The 19116-nt window shown below is 59.9% G+C and carries 15 protein-coding genes, 4 tRNA genes and 1 pseudogene; 9 read left to right on the top strand and 11 right to left on the bottom strand.

All coding sequences use genetic code 11. The annotated features are described in order from the left end of the window. The first annotated feature begins 42 nt into the window (after positions 1-42). Both BOP93_RS09145 and BOP93_RS09140 read left to right on the top strand, forming a co-directional pair. A complete protein-coding gene (locus BOP93_RS09145) occupies positions 43-1095 on the top strand; it encodes an ornithine cyclodeaminase (protein WP_104502339.1) in 1053 nt (350 codons plus the stop codon). Positions 1096-1241: 146 nt separating this feature from the next. After that, a complete protein-coding gene (locus BOP93_RS09140; protein WP_104502338.1) occupies positions 1242-2657 on the top strand; it encodes an amino acid permease in 1416 nt (471 codons plus the stop codon). 153 nt (positions 2658-2810) lie between these two features. Here the strand turns inward: BOP93_RS09140 and BOP93_RS09135 are convergent. The 4 genes from BOP93_RS09135 to BOP93_RS09120 form a co-directional block, all read right to left on the bottom strand. Continuing rightward, positions 2811-2887 (bottom strand) — tRNA-Asp (locus tag BOP93_RS09135). Positions 2888-2906: 19 nt separating this feature from the next. After that, a tRNA-Val gene (locus tag BOP93_RS09130) sits at positions 2907-2982 on the bottom strand. 177 nt (positions 2983-3159) lie between these two features. Beyond that, positions 3160-3236: transfer RNA gene (locus BOP93_RS09125), tRNA-Asp, on the bottom strand. A 19-nt stretch (positions 3237-3255) separates the two neighbouring features. Then, positions 3256-3331 (bottom strand) — tRNA-Val (locus BOP93_RS09120). Positions 3332-3490: 159 nt separating this feature from the next. Here BOP93_RS09120 and rdgC point away from each other — a divergent pair. From rdgC to sugE, 3 genes are all read left to right on the top strand, one after another. Then, complete coding sequence (rdgC, locus tag BOP93_RS09115) at positions 3491-4411, top strand: recombination-associated protein RdgC (RefSeq protein ID WP_065893686.1); 921 nt, start codon at positions 3491-3493, stop codon at positions 4409-4411. Positions 4412-4565: 154 nt separating this feature from the next. After that, positions 4566-5531, top strand: coding sequence for a bile acid:sodium symporter family protein (locus BOP93_RS09110; protein WP_104502337.1), 966 nt, complete (start codon positions 4566-4568; stop codon positions 5529-5531). 105 nt (positions 5532-5636) lie between these two features. After that, positions 5637-5951 (top strand): quaternary ammonium compound efflux SMR transporter SugE, encoded by a 315-nt coding sequence (gene sugE, locus BOP93_RS09105; RefSeq protein WP_065888204.1) that lies wholly within the window; start codon positions 5637-5639, stop codon positions 5949-5951. 110 nt (positions 5952-6061) lie between these two features. Here sugE and BOP93_RS09100 read toward each other — a convergent pair whose 3' ends face one another. The 3 genes from BOP93_RS09100 to BOP93_RS09090 form a co-directional block, all read right to left on the bottom strand. Further along, on the bottom strand, positions 6062-7936 hold the full coding sequence (locus tag BOP93_RS09100) for an MFS transporter (protein ID WP_104502336.1): 1875 nt from the start codon (positions 7934-7936) through the stop codon (positions 6062-6064). A gap of 57 nt (positions 7937-7993) precedes the next feature. Further along, a complete protein-coding gene (locus BOP93_RS09095; RefSeq protein WP_104502335.1) occupies positions 7994-9142 on the bottom strand; it encodes a TDT family transporter in 1149 nt (382 codons plus the stop codon). 77 nt (positions 9143-9219) lie between these two features. After that, positions 9220-10419, bottom strand: a complete 1200-nt coding sequence (locus tag BOP93_RS09090) for an MFS transporter (protein ID WP_104505259.1) — start codon at positions 10417-10419, stop codon at positions 9220-9222. Between the two features lie 121 nt (positions 10420-10540). On the opposite strand from BOP93_RS09090, the gene BOP93_RS09085 reads away from it, so the two are divergent. After that, positions 10541-11080 (top strand): TetR/AcrR family transcriptional regulator, encoded by a 540-nt coding sequence (locus tag BOP93_RS09085; RefSeq protein WP_104502334.1) that lies wholly within the window; start codon positions 10541-10543, stop codon positions 11078-11080. A 132-nt stretch (positions 11081-11212) separates the two neighbouring features. Here the strand turns inward: BOP93_RS09085 and BOP93_RS09080 are convergent, their stop codons facing one another. From BOP93_RS09080 to BOP93_RS09070, 3 genes are all read right to left on the bottom strand, one after another. Then, complete coding sequence (locus BOP93_RS09080) at positions 11213-11992, bottom strand: ABC transporter permease (protein WP_104502333.1); 780 nt, start codon at positions 11990-11992, stop codon at positions 11213-11215. Continuing rightward, positions 11989-12921 (bottom strand): ABC transporter ATP-binding protein, encoded by a 933-nt coding sequence (locus BOP93_RS09075; protein ID WP_065893681.1) that lies wholly within the window; start codon positions 12919-12921, stop codon positions 11989-11991. Before BOP93_RS09075 ends, BOP93_RS09080 begins: the two co-directional genes overlap by 4 nt. 135 nt (positions 12922-13056) lie before the next feature. Further along, positions 13057-13674, bottom strand: coding sequence for a glutathione S-transferase family protein (locus BOP93_RS09070; protein WP_104502332.1), 618 nt, complete (start codon positions 13672-13674; stop codon positions 13057-13059). Between the two features lie 362 nt (positions 13675-14036). On the opposite strand from BOP93_RS09070, the gene BOP93_RS09065 reads away from it, so the two are divergent. Next, a complete protein-coding gene (locus BOP93_RS09065; RefSeq protein ID WP_104502331.1) occupies positions 14037-16484 on the top strand; it encodes an acyl-CoA dehydrogenase in 2448 nt (815 codons plus the stop codon). Between the two features lie 75 nt (positions 16485-16559). Then, positions 16560-16967: a PA2817 family protein gene (locus tag BOP93_RS09060; protein WP_065888196.1), complete on the top strand. Its 408-nt coding sequence runs from the start codon at positions 16560-16562 to the stop codon at positions 16965-16967. Between the two features lie 117 nt (positions 16968-17084). On the opposite strand, the gene BOP93_RS09055 is transcribed toward BOP93_RS09060, so the two are convergent. Further along, complete coding sequence (locus BOP93_RS09055; RefSeq protein WP_104502330.1) at positions 17085-18017, bottom strand: LysR family transcriptional regulator; 933 nt, start codon at positions 18015-18017, stop codon at positions 17085-17087. A gap of 88 nt (positions 18018-18105) precedes the next feature. Here BOP93_RS09055 and BOP93_RS09050 point away from each other — a divergent pair. Then, a pseudogene (locus BOP93_RS09050) lies at positions 18106-18731 on the top strand (alanyl-tRNA editing protein). Positions 18732-19116: the final 385 nt, after the last annotated feature.

Here is a 19116-nt window from a genome sequence, read left to right as displayed (position 1 = left end):
CCTGACTCTACAACGCGTAACTGGATAGATTGGAGAATAAAAATGACGCTCTTCCTGGATGTCGATGATGCCGCGCGCCTGTTCGCCAAGATTGGTATCCGCCGGGCAATCCGTGAGATGGCCACCTACATCGAAGCAGACTATTTACGCTGGGCGCAGTTTGACAAGTCGCCGCGCACGGCCAATCACTCCGCAAATGGTGTGATCGAGCTGATGCCTACCGATGATGGCAAGCAGTATTCCTTCAAGTACGTGAATGGCCACCCGGACAATGGTCAGCAGAACCTGCTGACGGTGATGGCATTCGGTCTGCTGGCCGATGTCCACAGTGGCTATCCAACCCTGCTCAGCGAGCTGACACTGACCACTGCTGTGCGTACCGCTGCAACCTCGGCACTGGTCGCGCGTGCGCTTGCCCGTCCTGGGGCAACCTCGATGGCGCTCATTGGCAATGGTGCTCAGAGCGAGTTTCAGGCGCTGGCCTTCCACGAAATGCTGGGCATCAATGAAATTCGCATCTTCGATATTGATCGCGACGCCTCACTCAAGCTGCTGCGCAACCTGGCGGCTTTCCCGACGATCAAAGTGATTCACGCCGACTCCATACAGGAGGCGGTCAAGGGCGCGCACATTGTCACCACCGTTACCGCCGACAAGGCCTACGCGACGATCCTGACGCCCGAGATGATTGAGCCCGGTATGCATATCAATGCCGTCGGCGGCGACTGCCCGGGCAAGACCGAACTGCACGCCGACATCCTGCGCAACGCGCGGGTCATCGTGGAGTTTGAACCTCAAACGCGGATTGAAGGTGATATTCAGCAACTGGAGGCCGACTCACCCGTCATCGAGTTTTTCCGGATTGCGCAAGGCGACGTCCAGGGACGCGAGAACAATGAACAGGTGACGGTATTCGATTCAGTGGGCTTTGCCCTCGAGGATTTCTCATCGCTTCGCTACCTGCAGGCGATGGCGCACGAACATCAAGTCGGCCGGCACATCCACCTGGTACCCACGCCTGAAAATATAAAAAACCTGTTCCAGATGCTTGATCAGCAACCCACCAAAGCCGCCCTTCTGCGCACGGCCAGTTGACCTGCGAGTGACGCCCCAAGGCATCTGCAGCGGGCCGTCACTGCCCAAATAAAACAACACCGTCACCCGCCACTGCATCCTGACAGTGGCGCTGGATATCCATTTTTCTGCCAAAACTCAAAAACATAAGACCAAGAGGTTTTGAAATGAAATCGAACTCATCAGAGCGGGCTGAGCAGCCTGCGCTGCAGCGCACGCTCAGCAATCGTCACATCCAGTTAATGGCCATGGGCGGAGCCATTGGCACGGGTTTGTTCATGGGCTCCGGAAAGATCATCGCCCTCTCCGGCACCTCGATCATCCTCATCTACATGATCATCGGCCTGTTCGTTTACTTCGTCATGCGCGCCATGGGCGAAATGCTGCTATCGAATTTGAATTTCAAGACCTTTGCGGATTTCGCCGGCGCGTACCTGGGGCCTCGCGCCGCATTTTTTCTCGGTTGGTCGTATTGGCTGAGCTGGAGCGTTGCAGTGATCGGCGATGCCGTGGTCGTGGGCGGCTTTTTCCAGTACTGGTTCCCCCAACTGCCTGCCTGGATACCGGCTATCGGGATGCTGGCGACCCTGTTTGCCTTGAACGTGCTGACGGTCAGGCTTTTCGGTGAGGTCGAATTCTGGTTCGCGATCATCAAGATCATCGCCGTCGTAACGCTTATTGGCGTCAGCCTCGTGATGATTGCCAGCTCGTTCGTATCCCCCAGTGGCGTTACCGCGTCCCTGGGTCACCTGGTGGATAAACAGGCTGCATTCCCGAATGGCTTGCTGGGTTTTTTCGCCGGTTTCCAGATGGCGATATTCTCCTTTGCCGGCACCGAACTGATCGGCACCGCAGCGGCAGAAACCCGATCTCCGGAGAAGACCCTACCCAAGGCAATCAACTCGATTCCGCTGCGAATCATCCTGTTCTACGTGTTGGCATTGGGCTGCATTATTGCCGTGACGTCCTGGCAGCAGGTTTCACCTGTGAAAAGTCCTTTTGTCGAACTGTTCCTCGTCGCAGGCTTCCCCGCAGCAGCCGGCATCGTTAACTTCGTGGTTCTGACATCCGCCGCTTCCTCGGCCAACAGTGGCGTGTTCTCATCCAGCCGTATGCTGTTCGGGCTGGCCAATCAAGACAATGCTCCGGGTATTTTTCGGCGGCTATCGGGCAATAGCGTGCCTCTGCTGAGCCTGGCCTTCACGACATTATTGATGCTGGTGGGTGTACTTGTGCTGTTCATCGTTCCGGAGGTCATGACCGCATTCACCATCGTTTCCACGGTGTCAGCGATTCTGGTGATATTCACCTGGTCGACCATCCTCGCGTCCTACATTGCCTATCGCAAAAAGCGCCCTGAGCTTCACGCTAAATCTGCCTACAAGATGCCGGGCGGCGTCCCAATGGCAGTGCTCTCACTGGCGTTCATGGGCTTCGTTCTCTGCCTGCTGGCATTGAGACCTGACACCCGCGTTGCCTTGATGGTCATGCCCGGATGGTTCATATGGCTGGCCATTGCTTATCAGCTGACACGTAGCAGGAAACCAAAAACCACAGCGGAACCGGCACGTCAATTCGGTTGAGCTGCGCTAAAGAGGCTTGGCGCAACTTAACTGTCGATTAAAACGCGTGGTTGGAGATGCAATTGCAGCGCAATTGTGCAGACGAAAAAAAGCCCGCTCAATGAGCGGGCTTCTTGTGGCGACCTGGCGTTCAGTGTTCCAGGTTGCCGAATATGGCGCAGCGGACGGGACTCGAACCCGCGACCCCCGGCGTGACAGGCCGGTATTCTAACCGACTGAACTACCGCTGCGCGTAACACGTGAAGCGAATGGTGGGTGATGACGGGATCGAACCGCCGACCCTCTGCTTGTAAGGCAGATGCTCTCCCAGCTGAGCTAATCACCCTTCGTTTCGGTGTGGGCGCATCATACACCAAAAAATCGTAATGTCTTGATTTAAATGCACTTTATTTAAAAAAAGTTTACCGCACGATTTTTTGCCATATTGCGGGCAATAAAAAGCCCGCTCAATGAGCGGGCTTTCCGTGGTGACCTGTCGTTCAGCATTCCAGGCTACCGAATATGGCGCAGCGGACGGGACTCGAACCCGCGACCCCCGGCGTGACAGGCCGGTATTCTAACCGACTGAACTACCGCTGCGCGTAACACATGAAGCGAATGGTGGGTGATGACGGGATCGAACCGCCGACCCTCTGCTTGTAAGGCAGATGCTCTCCCAGCTGAGCTAATCACCCTTCGTTTCGGTGTGGCGCGCATTCTACGGAGCGCTCCCAGGTCTGGCAAGCACTTTCTTAAATCTTTTTTTTCAGCCCTTCCAATGGCTTACGCAGGGTTGGCCTGCGGCGTGATCAAGAGAATAATGCCCCCCTTTGTATAGAGGAGAGACTCACCCCATGTGGTTCAAGAACCTGCTTATCTATCGCCTGACCCAAGATCTGCCTGTTGATGCCGAGGCGTTGGAAGCGGCCATGGCCACCAAACTGGCGCGCCCGTGTGCAAGCCAGGAACTGACCACCTACGGTTTCGTTGCACCCTTTGGTAAAGGTGAAGACGCTCCCCTGGTCCACGTCAGCGGGGATTTCCTGCTGATCGCCGCGCGCAAGGAAGAACGCATCCTGCCGGGCAGCGTGGTACGCGACGCGGTTAAAGAGAAGGTCGAGGAGATCGAGGCCGAGCAAATGCGCAAGGTCTATAAAAAGGAACGCGACCAGATCAAGGATGAAATCATCCAGGCTTTCCTGCCACGCGCCTTTATTCGTCGCTCGTCGACCTTCGCCGCCATCGCGCCTAAACAGGGCCTGATCCTGGTGAACTCGGCCAGCCCGAAACGCGCGGAAGACTTGCTCTCCACCCTGCGCGAAGTGATCGGCACCCTGCCGGTGCGCCCGCTGACCGTAAAAACCGCACCGACGGCGATCATGACCGACTGGGTCACCACCCAGAAACCGGCAGCCGACTTCTTTGTGCTCGACGAATGCGAACTGCGCGACACCCACGAAGACGGCGGGATCGTGCGCTGCAAGCGCCAGGACCTGACCGGCGAAGAAATCCAGCTGCACCTGACCACCGGCAAAGTCGTGACCCAATTGTCCCTGGCCTGGCAGGACAAGCTGTCCTTCATGCTCGACGACAAGATGACCGTCAAGCGCCTGAAGTTCGAAGACTTGCTGCAGGACCAGGCCGAACAGGACGGCGGCGACGAAGCCCTGGGCCAATTGGACGCCAGCTTTACCCTGATGATGCTGACCTTCGGCGAATTCCTGCCGGCGTTGATCGAAGCACTCGGCGGTGAAGAGACCCCACAAGGCATCTGAGCCATGTGAAAGTCAAAATGTGGGAGGGGGCTTGCCCCCGATAGCGGTGTATCAGGCAAAAATCCATTAGCTGATAGACCGCCATCGGGGGCAAGCCCCCTCCCACTTTTGATTGCATTGCCAATTCAAAAATCGAACAAGAAGGACACCCTCCATGCGCGCACTCGCCGCCTTGAGCCGCTTCGTCGGCAATACCTTCGCCTACTGGGTGTTGATCTTTGCCGTCGTCGCATTTCTCCAACCCAGCTGGTTCCTCGGCCTGAAAAGCGCCATCGTCCCACTGCTGGGCCTGGTGATGTTCGGCATGGGCCTGACCTTGAAACTCGAAGACTTCGCCGAGGTCGCCCGCCATCCGTGGCGCGTCGCCCTGGGCGTGGTCGCGCATTTTGTGATCATGCCCGGCGTGGCGTGGTTGTTGTGCCAGGTCTTTCACCTGCCGCCGGAAATTGCCGTTGGCGTGATTCTGGTGGGCTGCTGCCCAAGCGGTACGTCATCCAACGTAATGACCTGGCTGGCCCGTGGCGACCTGGCACTGTCGGTGGCGATCGCCGCCGTCACCACCCTCCTCGCCCCGCTGCTCACCCCGGCGCTGATCTGGCTGCTGGCCTCGGCCTGGCTGCCGGTGTCGTTCATGGAGCTGTTCTGGTCGATCCTGCAAGTGGTGCTGCTGCCGATCGTGCTCGGCGTACTCGCGCAACGCTTGCTGGGTGATCGGGTTCGTCATGCGGTCGATGTGCTGCCACTGGTCTCGGTGGTCAGCATCGTGATCATCGTCGCCGCCGTGGTTGCCGCCAGTCAGGCGAAGATTGCCGAGTCGGGCCTGTTGATCATGGCCGTGGTGATGCTGCACAACAGCTTCGGCTACCTGCTCGGCTACTTCACCGGGCGCCTGTTCAAGTTGCCATTGGCGCAACGCAAGTCGTTGGCGCTGGAAGTGGGCATGCAGAACTCCGGGCTCGGCGCCGCATTGGCCAGTGCGCACTTCTCGCCACTGGCGGCGGTGCCCAGTGCGCTGTTCAGCGTCTGGCACAATATTTCCGGGGCGTTGCTCTCGACTTACTTTCGACGCATGAGCGAGAAGGAAGATCGCCGCGCGTTGGAAGATACCCCGCACACTTGATCGACCGACCCATATTCGGCACTCTTGGCACCACGCGGGGACGACCCCGCGACGCCTGTGCGCGTTGAATCCGGGGACGACCCCGCCTGAAGAAGCGAGGTCATCATGTCCTGGATCATTCTGTTTTTCGCCGGATTGTTTGAAGTCGGCTGGGCCGTCGGCCTTAAGTACACCGACGGCTTCAGCAAGCCACTGCCCACCGTACTCACTGTCGCCGCCATGGCCATCAGCCTTGGCCTGTTGGGGCTGGCGGTGAAAGAATTGCCGTTGGGCACGGCCTACGCCGTATGGACGGGAGTGGGCGCCGTGGGTACGGTGATCGCCGGGATTATTCTGTTTGGGGAGTCCATGGCGTTGTTTCGGTTGGCCAGCGTGGCGTTGATCATTTGCGGGCTGATTGGCCTCAAGATCAGCGCTTAGGCCGCTACCGCCATCGGGGGCAAGCCCCCTCCCACATTTTGAATGCGTTCACAAAGCAAAAGGTGGGAGGGGGCTTGCCCCCGATGAGGCCAGTCCCCCCAAGCACAGAACTACCTGACACTCCCCCGCAGAACACCGACCACAGCCTGCAACTGCGCAGGCGTCGCGTCCTCTGTACGAACAGGCTCCCCCGCCACCAGCACCACCCGCGACCAGATCCGATGAAAGAACCCCTTGTTCGGATCGCGACTGAAAAAACTGCCCCACAGCCCCTGCAACGCCAGCGGAATCACCGGCACCGGCGTCTCTTCCAGAATGCGCGTCACGCCACCGCGAAACTCATTCATCTGACCATCCCCGGTCAACTTGCCTTCCGGGAAGATGCACACCAGCTCGCCGTCCCTCAGGTACTCGGCAATCCGCGCGAAGGCCTTTTCGTAGATCTGGATGTCCTCGTGACGCCCGGCAATCGGAATCGCCCCGGCGGTGCGGAAGATAAAGTTGAGCACCGGCAAGCGGTAGATTTTGTAGTACATGACAAAACGAATCGGCCGACGCACTGCGCCACCAATCAGCAGCGCATCGACAAACGATACATGGTTGCAAACGAGCAAGGCCGCGCCTTCATCCGGAATCCGTTCCAGGTTGCGGTGCTCGACGCGGTACATGGAATGGCTGAGCAGCCAGATCATGAAGCGCATGGTGAACTCGGGCACGATCTTGAAGATGTAGGTATTGACCGCGATGTTGAGCAGCGATACCACCAGGAACAACTCGGGGATCGACAGCTTGGCCACGCTCAGCAGCAGGATCGAGACGATGGCCGACACCACCATGAACAGTGCATTGAGAATGTTGTTGGCCGCGATCACGCGCGCACGCTCGTTTTCGGCGGTGCGCGACTGGATCAGCGCGTACAGCGGCACGATATAAAAGCCGCCGAACACACCCAGGCCGAGGATATCGAACAACACCCACCAGGCTTGCCCGTAGCCGAGCACCGCCAGCCAGTCGTTGGCCTGGATATTCTGGGGGAAGCCGCCGGAATGCCACCACAGCAGCAGGCCGAACACCGTCAGGCCGAACGAGCCGAACGGCACCAGGCCGATCTCCACTTTACGTCCCGAGAGCTTTTCGCAGAGCATCGAGCCCAGGGCGATCCCCACAGAGAACACGGTGAGGATCAGGGTCACGACGGTTTCATCGCCATACAGCCATTCCTTGGCGTAGGCCGGAATCTGCGTCAGGTAGATCGCGCCGACGAACCAGAACCATGAATTGCCGACGATGGACCGCGACACCGCCGGGGTCTGTCCCAGGCCCATGCGCAACGTGGCCCAGGATTGGGTGAAGATATTCCAGTCCAGGCGCAATTGCGGCGTGGAGGCCGCCGCCCGTGGAATGCTGCGGCTGGCCAGGTACCCCAGCACCGCCACGCCGACAATTGCCACGGCCACTACCGGCGCGTAATGGGTGGACGACATCATGATGCCCGCGCCGATGGTGCCGGCAAGAATCGCCAGGAACGTGCCCATTTCCACCAGGCCGTTGCCGCCGACCAACTCATCGTCATGCAGGGCCTGGGGCATGATCGAATATTTCACCGGGCCGAACAGCGCCGAGTGGGTGCCCATGGCGAACAGTGCCAACAGCATCAATTCCAGGTGATTGAAGAGAAAACCGGTGGCGCCCACGGCCATGATCACGATTTCACCGAGCTTGATCGCGCGGATCAACGCGTCCTTATTGAATTTCTCGCCAAACTGCCCGGCCAGCGCCGAGAACAGGAAGAACGGCAGGATGAACAGCAAGGCGCACAGGTTGACCCAGATGGAACGGTCGCCGTCGATGCTGAGCTTGTAGAGAATCGCCAGAATCAGCGACTGCTTGAAGATGTTGTCGTTGAAAGCGCCCAAAAGCTGGGTGATGAAAAACGGCAGGAAACGCCGTGTGCGCAGCAAGGTGAATTGTGAGGGGTGGCTCATCGTCCGTGTTCCTGCGTGGCCTGTTATTAGTCAGGCCACGACTTTACCTAATCCCGCTTACTTATTCGCTAGCCCCGCAATGCATGGCGAAACAAAAAGCTCGCCTTTGTAGGCGCCCTGCACCGTGCGCGTGGCCACGATCAGCCACATCAGCGCCAGAGCCACCACCAGCACACCGCCCAATACGCTGAAGAACCCCAGGTGCAGCAGGCTGGCAAGCTTGAGCGTGGCCAGCGCGTAAACCCCAAGCGGAAAGGTAAAGCCCCACCAGCCCAGGTTGAACGGAATACCGCCGCGCAGGTAACGCAGGGTGATCAACACCGCCATCAACATCCACCACAAGCCGAAGCCCCACAGGGTGATTCCGGCCACCAGGCCGAGCCCGTTGGCCATTTCGCCAACTCCCGGCAGGCCATTGGCGGCGAAGATCGCGGGCGCATCGCCGCCCAGCAGCAACATGCCCAGGGCACCGGTGCCGATGGGGCCCAGCGCCAGCCAGCTCGATGCCGCCATATTGGCGTGGGGCAGTTTATGCAGGGCCATGCGCAGCATCAGGATGGTCAGGATGCTGAAGGCGACCGGCAGCGAGAACGCCCAGAGTACGTAGCTGGTTACCAGCATCACCAGTTGCCCATGGGCATCGGCCAGGTGTGGCGCGAGCAGACCACCGCTGGCGGCGGCGACCTCGGCGGCCACCACCGGCAGCAGCCACACTGCGGTCATCTGGTCGATGCTGTGTTCCTGGCGGGTGAACATCATGAACGGAATCAACACACCGCAGGCCAACGCCATGGCCACGTCCAGCCACCACAGGGCTTCGGCCAGGGGAATCACAGCGCTGCCCCAACGCGGCAGGCCGAACAGCAGCAAACCATTCAGAATGGTGGCCAGGCCCATGGGGATGGTGCCGAAAAACATCGAGACCGTGGAATGCCCGAAAATCCTGCGTGCCTCGTGGAAAAACATCAGCCAACGTGCGCCATACAGCACGCTGAACAAGACGAACAGGCCGATGGTGAACATCCACAGGCCTTCGGCGACCGCACGCAAACCGGGCAGATTGACCGGCAGTTGCGCCAGGGCCAGCGCCAGCACGCCGGTCCCCATGGTCGCGGCAAACCAGTTCGGGGTGAACTGGCGAATCACTTCCCGAGGACGGGTCAGGTGGCTGAAGGGTTTATAGCTGATGCTTGTCGAGCAGGTCATGATGGCAATCCTCTTCCTCGCATGAGGTTGCAGCCATCATAGAAGCGTATCGAATATCTATATAACGGGTAATATCTCTAACTGTTATCTGTTTTATAGATACTAGGCGATGGCGTGCGCTGCAACAGCAGCCCGGCCAAGGCACTGATGGCGAGCAGAATAAGCAGCGCGCCGTAGGCATCAGTGGTCGCAATCAGACCGAATTCCCGACTCAGGTTACCCGCCAGCAGCGCCGGCAGGCAGAACGCCAGGTAGCTCAACACATAGAACGCCGACATCAACCCCGCTCGCTCATGGGGCAAGGCCAATCCCACGATGCTGCGCACACTGCCCATGAACCCGCCGCCGAAACCCAGGCCTGCAATCACGCTGGCGGCGAAGAACAGCCACAAGCTGGCACTTTGCACAGCCACCAGCAACAGCGCTACGCCCGCCGCCAGCAATGCCGCCGACAGCCGCATGACCTTGTCCGCAGGATGCTCGCGCAGGCTGTAGATCATCAGCGCCCCACTGAGGGTGATCACCGCCACCAGGCCACCGCCGATCAAGTGCGACGTCGACCCAGTGGCGGCCCGTACCAGGGAGGGCGCCAGGGATGAGAAGAACCCTCCCAGCGCCCATACCGCCACATTCAGCGGCATTGCCAACCCCAAGGCGCGCCGTGCCCGCTGCGGCACATGCAGGGTCGGCGCCAGGGACTTCAAGGCCCCCGGGATTCGGCTGACGGTTTCCGGCAAGCGCCAGACATACAACGCCTGAAGCACCATCAATCCGAGTAGGGCGAAGTAGATCAGTTGGGTCGGCCACGGTGCGTATTCCACCAGCAAACCGCTGCCCAGGCCGCCACTGGCCATGCCCAGCATCGGCGCGAGGCTGTTGAGCATCGGCCCGCGCAGGCGGTCGGTGTCAAGCAACGTCGCACCCAGGACTGCCGTGGCCGTCCCGGTGGCGAAGCCCTGCAGCGCACGCGCGGCGATCAAGTACGCAGTGCTGTCGGCGTTGATAAACAGCAGCATCGCCACGATATTCAGGACCAACGCGACGAAAATCACCGGCTTGCGCCCGACATAATCCGACAGCGAGCCCACCGTCAGCAGCGCCGCCAGCAGGCTCACGGCATACACGGCAAAGATCAGCGTCAGCATCGCCGCGGAGAAATGCAGGTTGTCCTGATACACCTGATACAAGGGCGTCGGCGCGCTGGAGGCTGCCAGAAAGGTCAGTACGGTGATGACCAGGAATGTCAGGCTGGACCGTTGAGACAGGTTGCTGGGCATAGGCTTGCTGGACATAGGCTTGCTTGACATAGGCACGCTCCGCTAAAGCTAATATTTTGCTTTTGTGAAGTGTGCTACCCGTCGACGCTTAAAGCAAATTCTTTGTGTTAAGGTTTTACTCATGGCGATCAGAGAAGGCCTTCGCCCGGGGGGCCGTAGTGCCCGGGTACAAGAATCGGTGCATTCGGCCGTCCGCGAACTGCTGCAGACCCATGAGCGCGCCACCATCACCGTACCGATGATTGCGACACGCGCGGGCGTCACCCCCTCGACCATATACCGTCGCTGGGGCGACCTCTCCGCCGTGCTGGCTGACGTAGCCCTGGCACGCATGCGCCCGGACACCGAGCCGGCCACTACCGGCAGCCTGCGCGGCGACCTGCTGGCCTGGGCTGAGCAATACCTGGACGAAATGAGTTCGGAGCCCGGGCGCAACATGATGCGCGACGTGCAGTGCAGCCTGACGCCGGGGTATTGCGTGAGTATCTTGAGCGGGCAGTTGCAGGTCATTGTCGATCGCTACCCGGAGCAGGCAGCCCCCAGCGTGGACCGCCTGATCAACCTGCTCGCAGCACCCACGGTATTCCGAATTCTATTTTCGACAGAGCCCCTGAGCGTCGAAGAGCTGCATGCCCTGATCGACCTGGCACTGCAAGTCTGAAGACCTTACACAAAACCAAATGTGGGAGGGGGCTTGCTCCCGATGGCAGTGTGTCAGCTGCAGATGAGCTGGCTGACACACCGCTATCGGGGGCAAGCCCCCTCCCACATTTTGACCGAGTAGAAACTGTATTTACGTCCGCATCCCACGCCCGCTCACCAGCAACCGCGCGCATCCGACGTACAAGACGATGGTGGCAACGATCATGAAGGTGATCGCCACGCTGATCTTGATATCCGACACGCCCAGGATGCCGTAGCGGAAGGCGTTGACCATGTGCAGCACCGGGTTGGCCAGGGACACGGTCTGCCAGAACGGCGGCAGCAACGTGATGGAGTAGAACACCCCGCCCAGGTAGGTCAGCGGCGTGAGCACGAACGTCGGGATGATCGAAATATCATCGAAGTTGCGCGCAAATACCGCGTTGATGAAGCCGAGCAGCGAGAAGATCGTTGCCGTCAGTACCACCACCAGAATGGTGACCCCCAGGTGATGCACTTGCAGGTCGGTAAAGAACAACGACAGCAAGGTCACGATCACGCCCACCATCAAGCCGCGCAGCACGCCGCCCAAGGTATAGCCGATCAGGATCGTGTGCGGCGACACCGGTGAAACCATCAGTTCTTCGATGGAGCGCTGGAATTTGCTGCCAAAGAAACTCGACACCACGTTGCCGTATGAGTTGGTGATCACCGACATCATGATCAGGCCCGGCACGATGTACTCCATGTAGGTGAAGCCACCCATGTCACCGATCTGCCGACCGATCAGGTTTCCGAAGATCACAAAGTACAGGACCATGGTGATCGCCGGTGGCAGCAGAGTCTGCGGCCAGATTCGGGTAAAGCGCTTCACCTCGCGGTAGACGATGGTCTGCAGCGCGACGAGGTTGGGTTGCAGTTCGGAACTCATACCGCCACCTTCGCCAGATTTTTCTCCACCAGGGACACGAACAACTCCTCAAGGCGATTGGTTTTGTTACGCAGGCTCGTTACCTCGATGTTCTGAGTAGCCAGTTGGCTGAACAGCGCCGTGATGCCCATGGCTTTGTCCACCTGGACTTCAAGCGTGTGGCTGTCCACCAGCCGACTTGGGTAGCCCAACAGTTGCGGCGGCGCCGACAGATTGTTCTTCAGGTCGAGCAGGAAGGTTTCCACATGCAGCTGGCCCAGCAGGTTACGCATGCTGGTGTTCTCGACAATGGTGCCATGGTCGATGATGCCGATATTGCGGCACAGCTGTTCAGCTTCCTCGAGATAGTGCGTGGTGAGAATGATGGTGATGCCCTTCTCGTTCAGCTCGGTGAGAAAGGTCCACATCGAACGACGCAACTCGATGTCCACACCCGCGGTGGGTTCGTCGAGGATCAGCAGGCGCGGTTCATGCACCAGTGCGCGGGCGATCATCAGGCGGCGCTTCATGCCACCGGACAACGAGCGCGAAGGCACATCACGCTTGTCCCACAGGCCCAATTGGGTCAGGTACTGTTCGGCGCGTTCCTTGGCGACTTTCATCGGGATGCCGTAGTAGCCGGCCTGGGTCACGACGATGTCGAAGGTCTTTTCAAACTGGTTGAAATTGAATTCCTGGGGCACCACGCCGATCGAGCGCTTGAGCGCCGCCGGGGATTTGTCCAGGTCATGGCCAAAGATATTCACCGTGCCGCTGGTCTTGTTGACCAGGGTCGAGAGGATACCGATAGTGGTGGATTTGCCGGCACCGTTGGGGCCGAGCAAGGCGAAGAAGTCACCTTCGGCAACGTCCAGATCGATACCACTCAGGGCCTGGAAACCGTTGCCGTAGGTTTTGGTTAGCTGCCGGATGGACAGAGCGGAACTCATATCTGATTACGCACCAAAGAAAAGAATAGAAACAATAGATGAGGGCACACCGCAGGTAGTTCAACCTGCGATGAGGTGCGAGCATGGTGCGTGCCCGCGCTGCACAAGTACAGTCACCCGTATTAATAGTGTGTATCAGGTCAACGCGGTCATCACCGCTTTGCGGTAGGCCGGACGTTGTTGCAGGCGCTGGTACCAGGCTTCCAGGTTGGGCATTGACGGGCGTTCGATGGGCATTTCGAACCAGGCGTAGATAAAGCAGCCTAGTGGGATATCACCCATGCCGAACGCCTGCCCGGTAAGGTAGGGTTGCGCAGCCAGGGCTTGTTCAACGGTGTCGAGCGCATCGATGCAGGCTTGGCGCCCGGCGTTGATACTGTCCCAGTTGCGCTGTTCGGGTGCTGTACGCAGGATGCCCCAGAACACCGACTTGAACGGATCGGCGAGCGTCGACGTGGTCCAATCCATCCACTTTTCGGCGCTGGCCCGGATTTGCAGGTCACTGGGGTAAAATTCCGACGCGTGCTTGGCGCACAAGTAGCGCACGATGGTATTGGATTCCCACAACACAAAGTCGCCATCTTCAATCATCGGCACCCGGCCATTGGGGTTCAAGGCCCGGTATTGCGGGGTGTCGACCACACCAAACGCCCCGCCCGCATCAATTGCCTCATAGTCCAGGCCGAGCTCCTCGGCGCACCACAGTGCTTTCCTGACGTTTGATGAATTTTTACGACCCCAGATTTTCAGCATGACCGCGCCTTATCGTTGTTGAACATGGCTTGATGAACGCCGCAGCATACGCCGGTTCAGGCGCGGCTTGAATCACCCTGCATGGCGCCCGGCATTGAGTCAGCGCAGCGCACAGTCTCACCGATGGCACGGCAAAGACTGACCGGTCATATAAATCCCCATGGGTTCCGCGACGTTTCGGGGCGAACTCCACCACCAGAGGGCGGTCACTGATGAAGAGGCTGGCGATGAAGCGGTACTCATCTATATAGCGCACTGATGGCTGTCCCCAGTACAAACTTGTAACACCCTGATCACCCCGCTTGGCCGGACGCCGTCTAAGCTCCCTGGTGGTTTCGCCCTGGTTTCACGGAGGATTGAATATGCTGTTGTTGTGGATACTGGTTCTGGTGGTCGGCATTGCCTACCTGGCACACCGGCGCACTGCGCCCCTGCCTGCCCTGGGTGTGGTCGCCGTCTACCTGTTGGCGATGGGCGCCTGGAGCCATGCTCCGGGTTGGCTGCTGCTGATTTTCTGGGTGCTGATCGCCGTCGTGGCCCTGCCGCTGTTGCTGCCCGACCTGCGCCGCCAATACTTCACCAAGCCGCTGTTCAGCTGGTTCCAGAAAGTCCTGCCGCCCATGTCCGAGACCGAGCGCGATGCGATCGACGCGGGCACCGTGTGGTGGGACGGCGAACTGTTCAGCGGGCGTCCTGATTGGGACAAACTGCTGGCCTACCCCAAGGTGCAATTGACTGAAGAAGAACAGGCGTTCATCGACGGCCCCACCGAAGAGCTCTGCGCCATGGTCAGCGACTGGGAAATCGGCCAGGCCATGGACCTGCCCCCTGCGGCCTGGGAGCACATCAAGACCCACGGCTTCTTCGCCCTGATCATTCCCAAGGAGTACGGCGGCAAGGGCTTCTCTGCCTATGCCCACTCCCAGGTCGCGATGAAACTGGCCACCCGCAGCGGTGATCTGGCGTCCACCGTGATGGTGCCCAATTCCCTGGGCCCCGCCGAGCTGCTGTTGCATTACGGCACCGACGAGCAACGCAACCACTACCTGCCGCGCCTGGCGCGTGGCGACGATATTCCGTGTTTCGCCCTGACCGGCCCGCTGGCCGGCTCCGATGCGGGCGCCATGCCCGACACCGGCGTCATCTGCAAAGGTGAGTGGGAAGGCAAGGAAACCCTCGGCCTGCGCCTGAACTGGGAAAAGCGCTACATCACCCTCGGTCCGGTCGCGACCTTGCTCGGCCTGGCATTCAAGGCCCATGACCCGGACCATCTGCTGGGCGACGAGGAAGACCTGGGCATCAGTCTCGCACTGATCCCCACCGACACCCCGGGTGTTGAAATCGGCCGCCGTCACCTGCCTCTGGGCGCCGCGTTCATGAATGGGCCGAATTCGGGCAAGGACGTCTTCATTCCCCTGGAATTCCTCATCGGTGGCCAGGAGATGCTCGGCAAGGGCTGGATGATGCTGATGAACTGCCTGTCCGTGGGTCGTTCAATCTCCCTGCCTGCGGTGGGCACCGGCGCCGCCAAGTTCACCAGCCTGGTGACCGGCCAATACGCCCAGGTGCGTGAACAGTTCAACGTGCCGCTGTCAGCCTTCGAAGGTATCCAGGAAGCCCTGGCACGCATCGGCGGCAACGCCTGGCTGATGGACAGCGCTCGCATGCTCACCGCCAATGCCGTGGACCTGGGCGAAAAACCCTCGGTGCTGTCGGCGATCCTCAAGTACCACCTCACCGAACGCGGCCGCGAGTGCATCAGCCACGCCATGGACGTGCATGGCGGCAAGGGCATCATCATGGGCCCGAACAACTACCTGGGCCGCAGTTGGCAAGGCGCGCCTATCTTCATCACCGTGGAAGGCGCGAATATTCTCTCGCGCAACTTGATGATCTTCGGCCAGGGCGCGATTCGTTGCCATCCGTTCGTACTCAAGGAAATGGCCCTGGCCGGTCGTGAAGACCATGACCAGGCGTTGAAGGAGTTCGATGGCCTGCTGATGCAACACATCGGTTTCGCCGTGAGCAATGCCGCCAGTACGTTGGTGTTGAACCTGGGCATCGGTCACTTCGAAAAGGCCCCGGGCAACCGTCTGAGCCAGGGTTATTTCCGCGCGCTGAACCGCCAGGCCGCCGCGTTCGCCCTGCTCGCGGACCTGAGCATGATGCTGCTGGGCGGCGAGTTGAAACGCCGCGAACGCTTGTCGGCGCGCCTGGGTGATGTGCTGAGCCACATGTACCTGGCCTCGGCGGCGCTCAAGCGCTACCACGACCTGGATTCGCCGGACCACCTGGAACCGCTGTTCGCCTGGGCCATGGAGGAAAGCCTTGGCCAATCTGAGCGTGCGTTGGATGAACTGCTGAGCAACTTCCCAAATAAAATCCTGGGCTGCCTGTTGCGGGTGATCGTGTTCCCATTCGGGCGTCGTCATACCGGGCCATCCGATGCATTGGATGCCGAGGTTGCCGCCGTGATTGGCCGCGCCAAGGGCGACCCGACCCTGGAAGAGTTGCTGGCGGGCTGCTATCGCCCACAATCGGCGGAAGACCCGGTGGGCGCGCTGCAACACGCCTATGACCTGCTCGGCGCCAGCCATCCCCTGCAGAAAAAACTGCACACCGCGCTCAAGAGCGGGCAGCTCAAACCGACTGCCGGTGAGTCCGCAATCGACGCCGCGCTGCACGCCAGCGTGCTGCAACCGGCCGAAGCGCAAACCCTGCGCGACGCCGAAGCGGCGCGTCGCAAGGTGATCGACGTGGATGATTTCAGCAAGGACGAGCTGATACAGGCTGAGGGTAAAGTCCGCTGATACCGGCGGTCATATAAAAACGGGCGCGAGAGGCATATACTCTCGCGCCCGTTTTTGCTTTAGAGGACTTATCTCGTGTCCAACGTCGTTGCCGATCATCTCGCCTTGCTCGACCACCTGCGTAGCATCCTGGTTGCCGTCGGCGAAGCCGAACAGGTACCCGAGGAAAGCCATTCGCTGTTTCTGGAACGTTTCGACGAACTGCGCGCCCTGCTGCCCGTCGACCCCATCGAAAGCCAGTACCTGGGCCAGGACCTGATGAGCCAGGTCATCCTGCGCTACCCGCAGATCGCCCACCTGGTGCCGCGCGATCTGCTGTGGTTCTTTGGCGGCGATTGCCTGCATTTCATGCCCGACGAAGAACTGGACCTGTACCAGGCCCTTGAAGAACGTCGCTATGAAGCCGAGCTGAACGACGAACCGTTCGACTGGAACCAGGAAAAGCAACTGCTGGCCATGCCGGATGACCAGAGCAAGCACTGATTATCAGGGGCTTGTGTGGGAGGGGGCTTGCCCCCGATGAGGGAGTGTCAGTAGGCGCATTTTTGACTGAACCACCGCCATCGGGGGCAAGCCCCATCCCACATGTTTAACCCATTTCTACCGACTGCGCAGTGTCGGCTCCTTCGCCATGCACTCCACCAGATAATCAATAAACACGCGCAGCTTGGGCGGCAAGTAGCGCGTTGGCGAATGCAACAACCACGCCTCGCCGTGGTACGACGCAATAAAATCCCACGCCGGTAATACCTGCACCAACCGCCCTTCTTCCAAGGCGTGCCGCGCCGTGAAATACGGCAAGCTGCCAATCCCTACATGCTGCAACACGGCATCCAGCCGCACGCCCGTGTGGTTCGCCGCATACCGCCCGCGCACGCCGACCGTCACCGCCTTGCCGTCCTGACGAAACTTCCAGCGTGAGTCACCGGGAGTTTCGCCCAGATAGATGCAACTGTGCTCCAGCAGATCATGGGGATGGCTCGGCGTGCCATGCTCGGCCAGGTACTGCGGCGTTGCGCAGAGCAAATGTTCGATCGGCAATAATTGCCGCCCGACCAGACCGGGCGGCGGGCTGTCGGTGATGCGGATGCTGAGGTCGACATTGTCGTCGATCAGATCCACAGGCCGATCCTCAAGGATCAGTTGCACATCCACCTTGGGATAGCGCCGCAGGAACGCCGGCATATGCGGATGCACCACAAACCGCCCCACTGCCTTGGGCACGCTGACCCGCACCAGGCCCTCGGCTTCATGGGTAAATTGCCCGCTGATCTCCATTACCGAACGCGCCGCGCTGACCATCTCGCGGCACCGCTTGAACACCTCTTCGCCGCCCTCGCTAAGGCGCAGCTTGCGTGTGGTGCGTTGCAACAGGCGGGTTGCCAGTGCCTGTTCCAGGCGCGAAATACTGCGGCTCACCGCCGAGGGTGAAACGCCCAGTTGCCGCGCCGCTTCGGAGAAACTGCCGGTTTCGACCACCTTGACGAAAATCGCCATTTCACCCAGCAGTGGCAACGGAAGATTGATGCTCATGACGCACAGGTCCATTGATATTTGAATGGATTATCGCCTATCAGCGCACTATTTATACTGTGGCATCACCTGGATGCGGATGTAGACGATGACCGAGCGCCTGTTTTTCACCCACGATCACCTGACAGCCGAGCTGGAAGTGCTGAGCTGCACGCCTCACGAAGAGCAATTTGCGGTGATCCTGCAATCGACGATTTTCCATCCCCAAGGCGGTGGCCAGCCCTGCGACACCGGGTGGCTGGGCGACAGCCAGGTGCTGCGCGTCACGCAGGACGCAACGCATGTGGTGCATTACGTCAATCAACCCCTGGAACCCGGCCCCATCACGGCGCGGGTCGATGCATCACGCCGCGCGCTGCACGCACGCCTTCACTCAGCGGGGCACCTGATTGGCAATGCCGGCGAACGCCTGGGCTGGATACCGATCAAGGCCCATCATTGGCCAGGTGAGGGCAAGATTACCTTTATCCGCGGCGAAGCCGCGCAAGAGATGGATGCGCAGGTCCTTCAACAACTGGTCAACCAATGGATCGCCGCAGATTATCCACGCCACATGACGCTGGAAGAAGGCACCCGAGAAGTCGGCTTCGGTGAATTGCCGGCATACGCGTGCGGTGGCACGCATGTTCAAGCACTGAGCGAACTGGGCCAGGTAACGATCCTGGCCCTCTCGGAAAAAAGGGCGCACTGTCGGTACGCTACGAAATCAACTGATACGCCGAGCCTCAAAATGTGGGAGGGGGCTTGCCCCCGATGAGCATAGGTATCTACACAATTTTGGTGCGACACCGCACCTGTGGCGAGGGAGCTAACGCGTATCTACCTGACGCTCCGAGGTCCAAATGTGGGAGGGGGCTTGCCCCCGATGGCGGCCTCTGGGCCGACCAGGATGCTGGATCAGACTGAGTACATATCCGTTTCTGCGGTAACGGCTGCTAGTGGTTCCGCTTTTACAGCGGCTCACTTTTGAAAAGCGCAAAAGTAAGCAAAACGCTCTTGCCCCACCACTCGGCACCTCGCCTAGGCTCGGTGTGCCCGAACGCAGGCTTGAATCCGTGGGCCGCCGCAATGGGCCATCCATGGCCCAGTGCGGCTAACC

Origin of the sequence: Pseudomonas orientalis (assembly GCF_002934065.1) — a bacterium.
Classification (GTDB): domain Bacteria; phylum Pseudomonadota; class Gammaproteobacteria; order Pseudomonadales; family Pseudomonadaceae; genus Aquipseudomonas; species Aquipseudomonas orientalis_A.
Note: the sequence above shows the minus strand (reverse complement) of the source record. Positions and strands in the feature narration are given on the sequence as shown.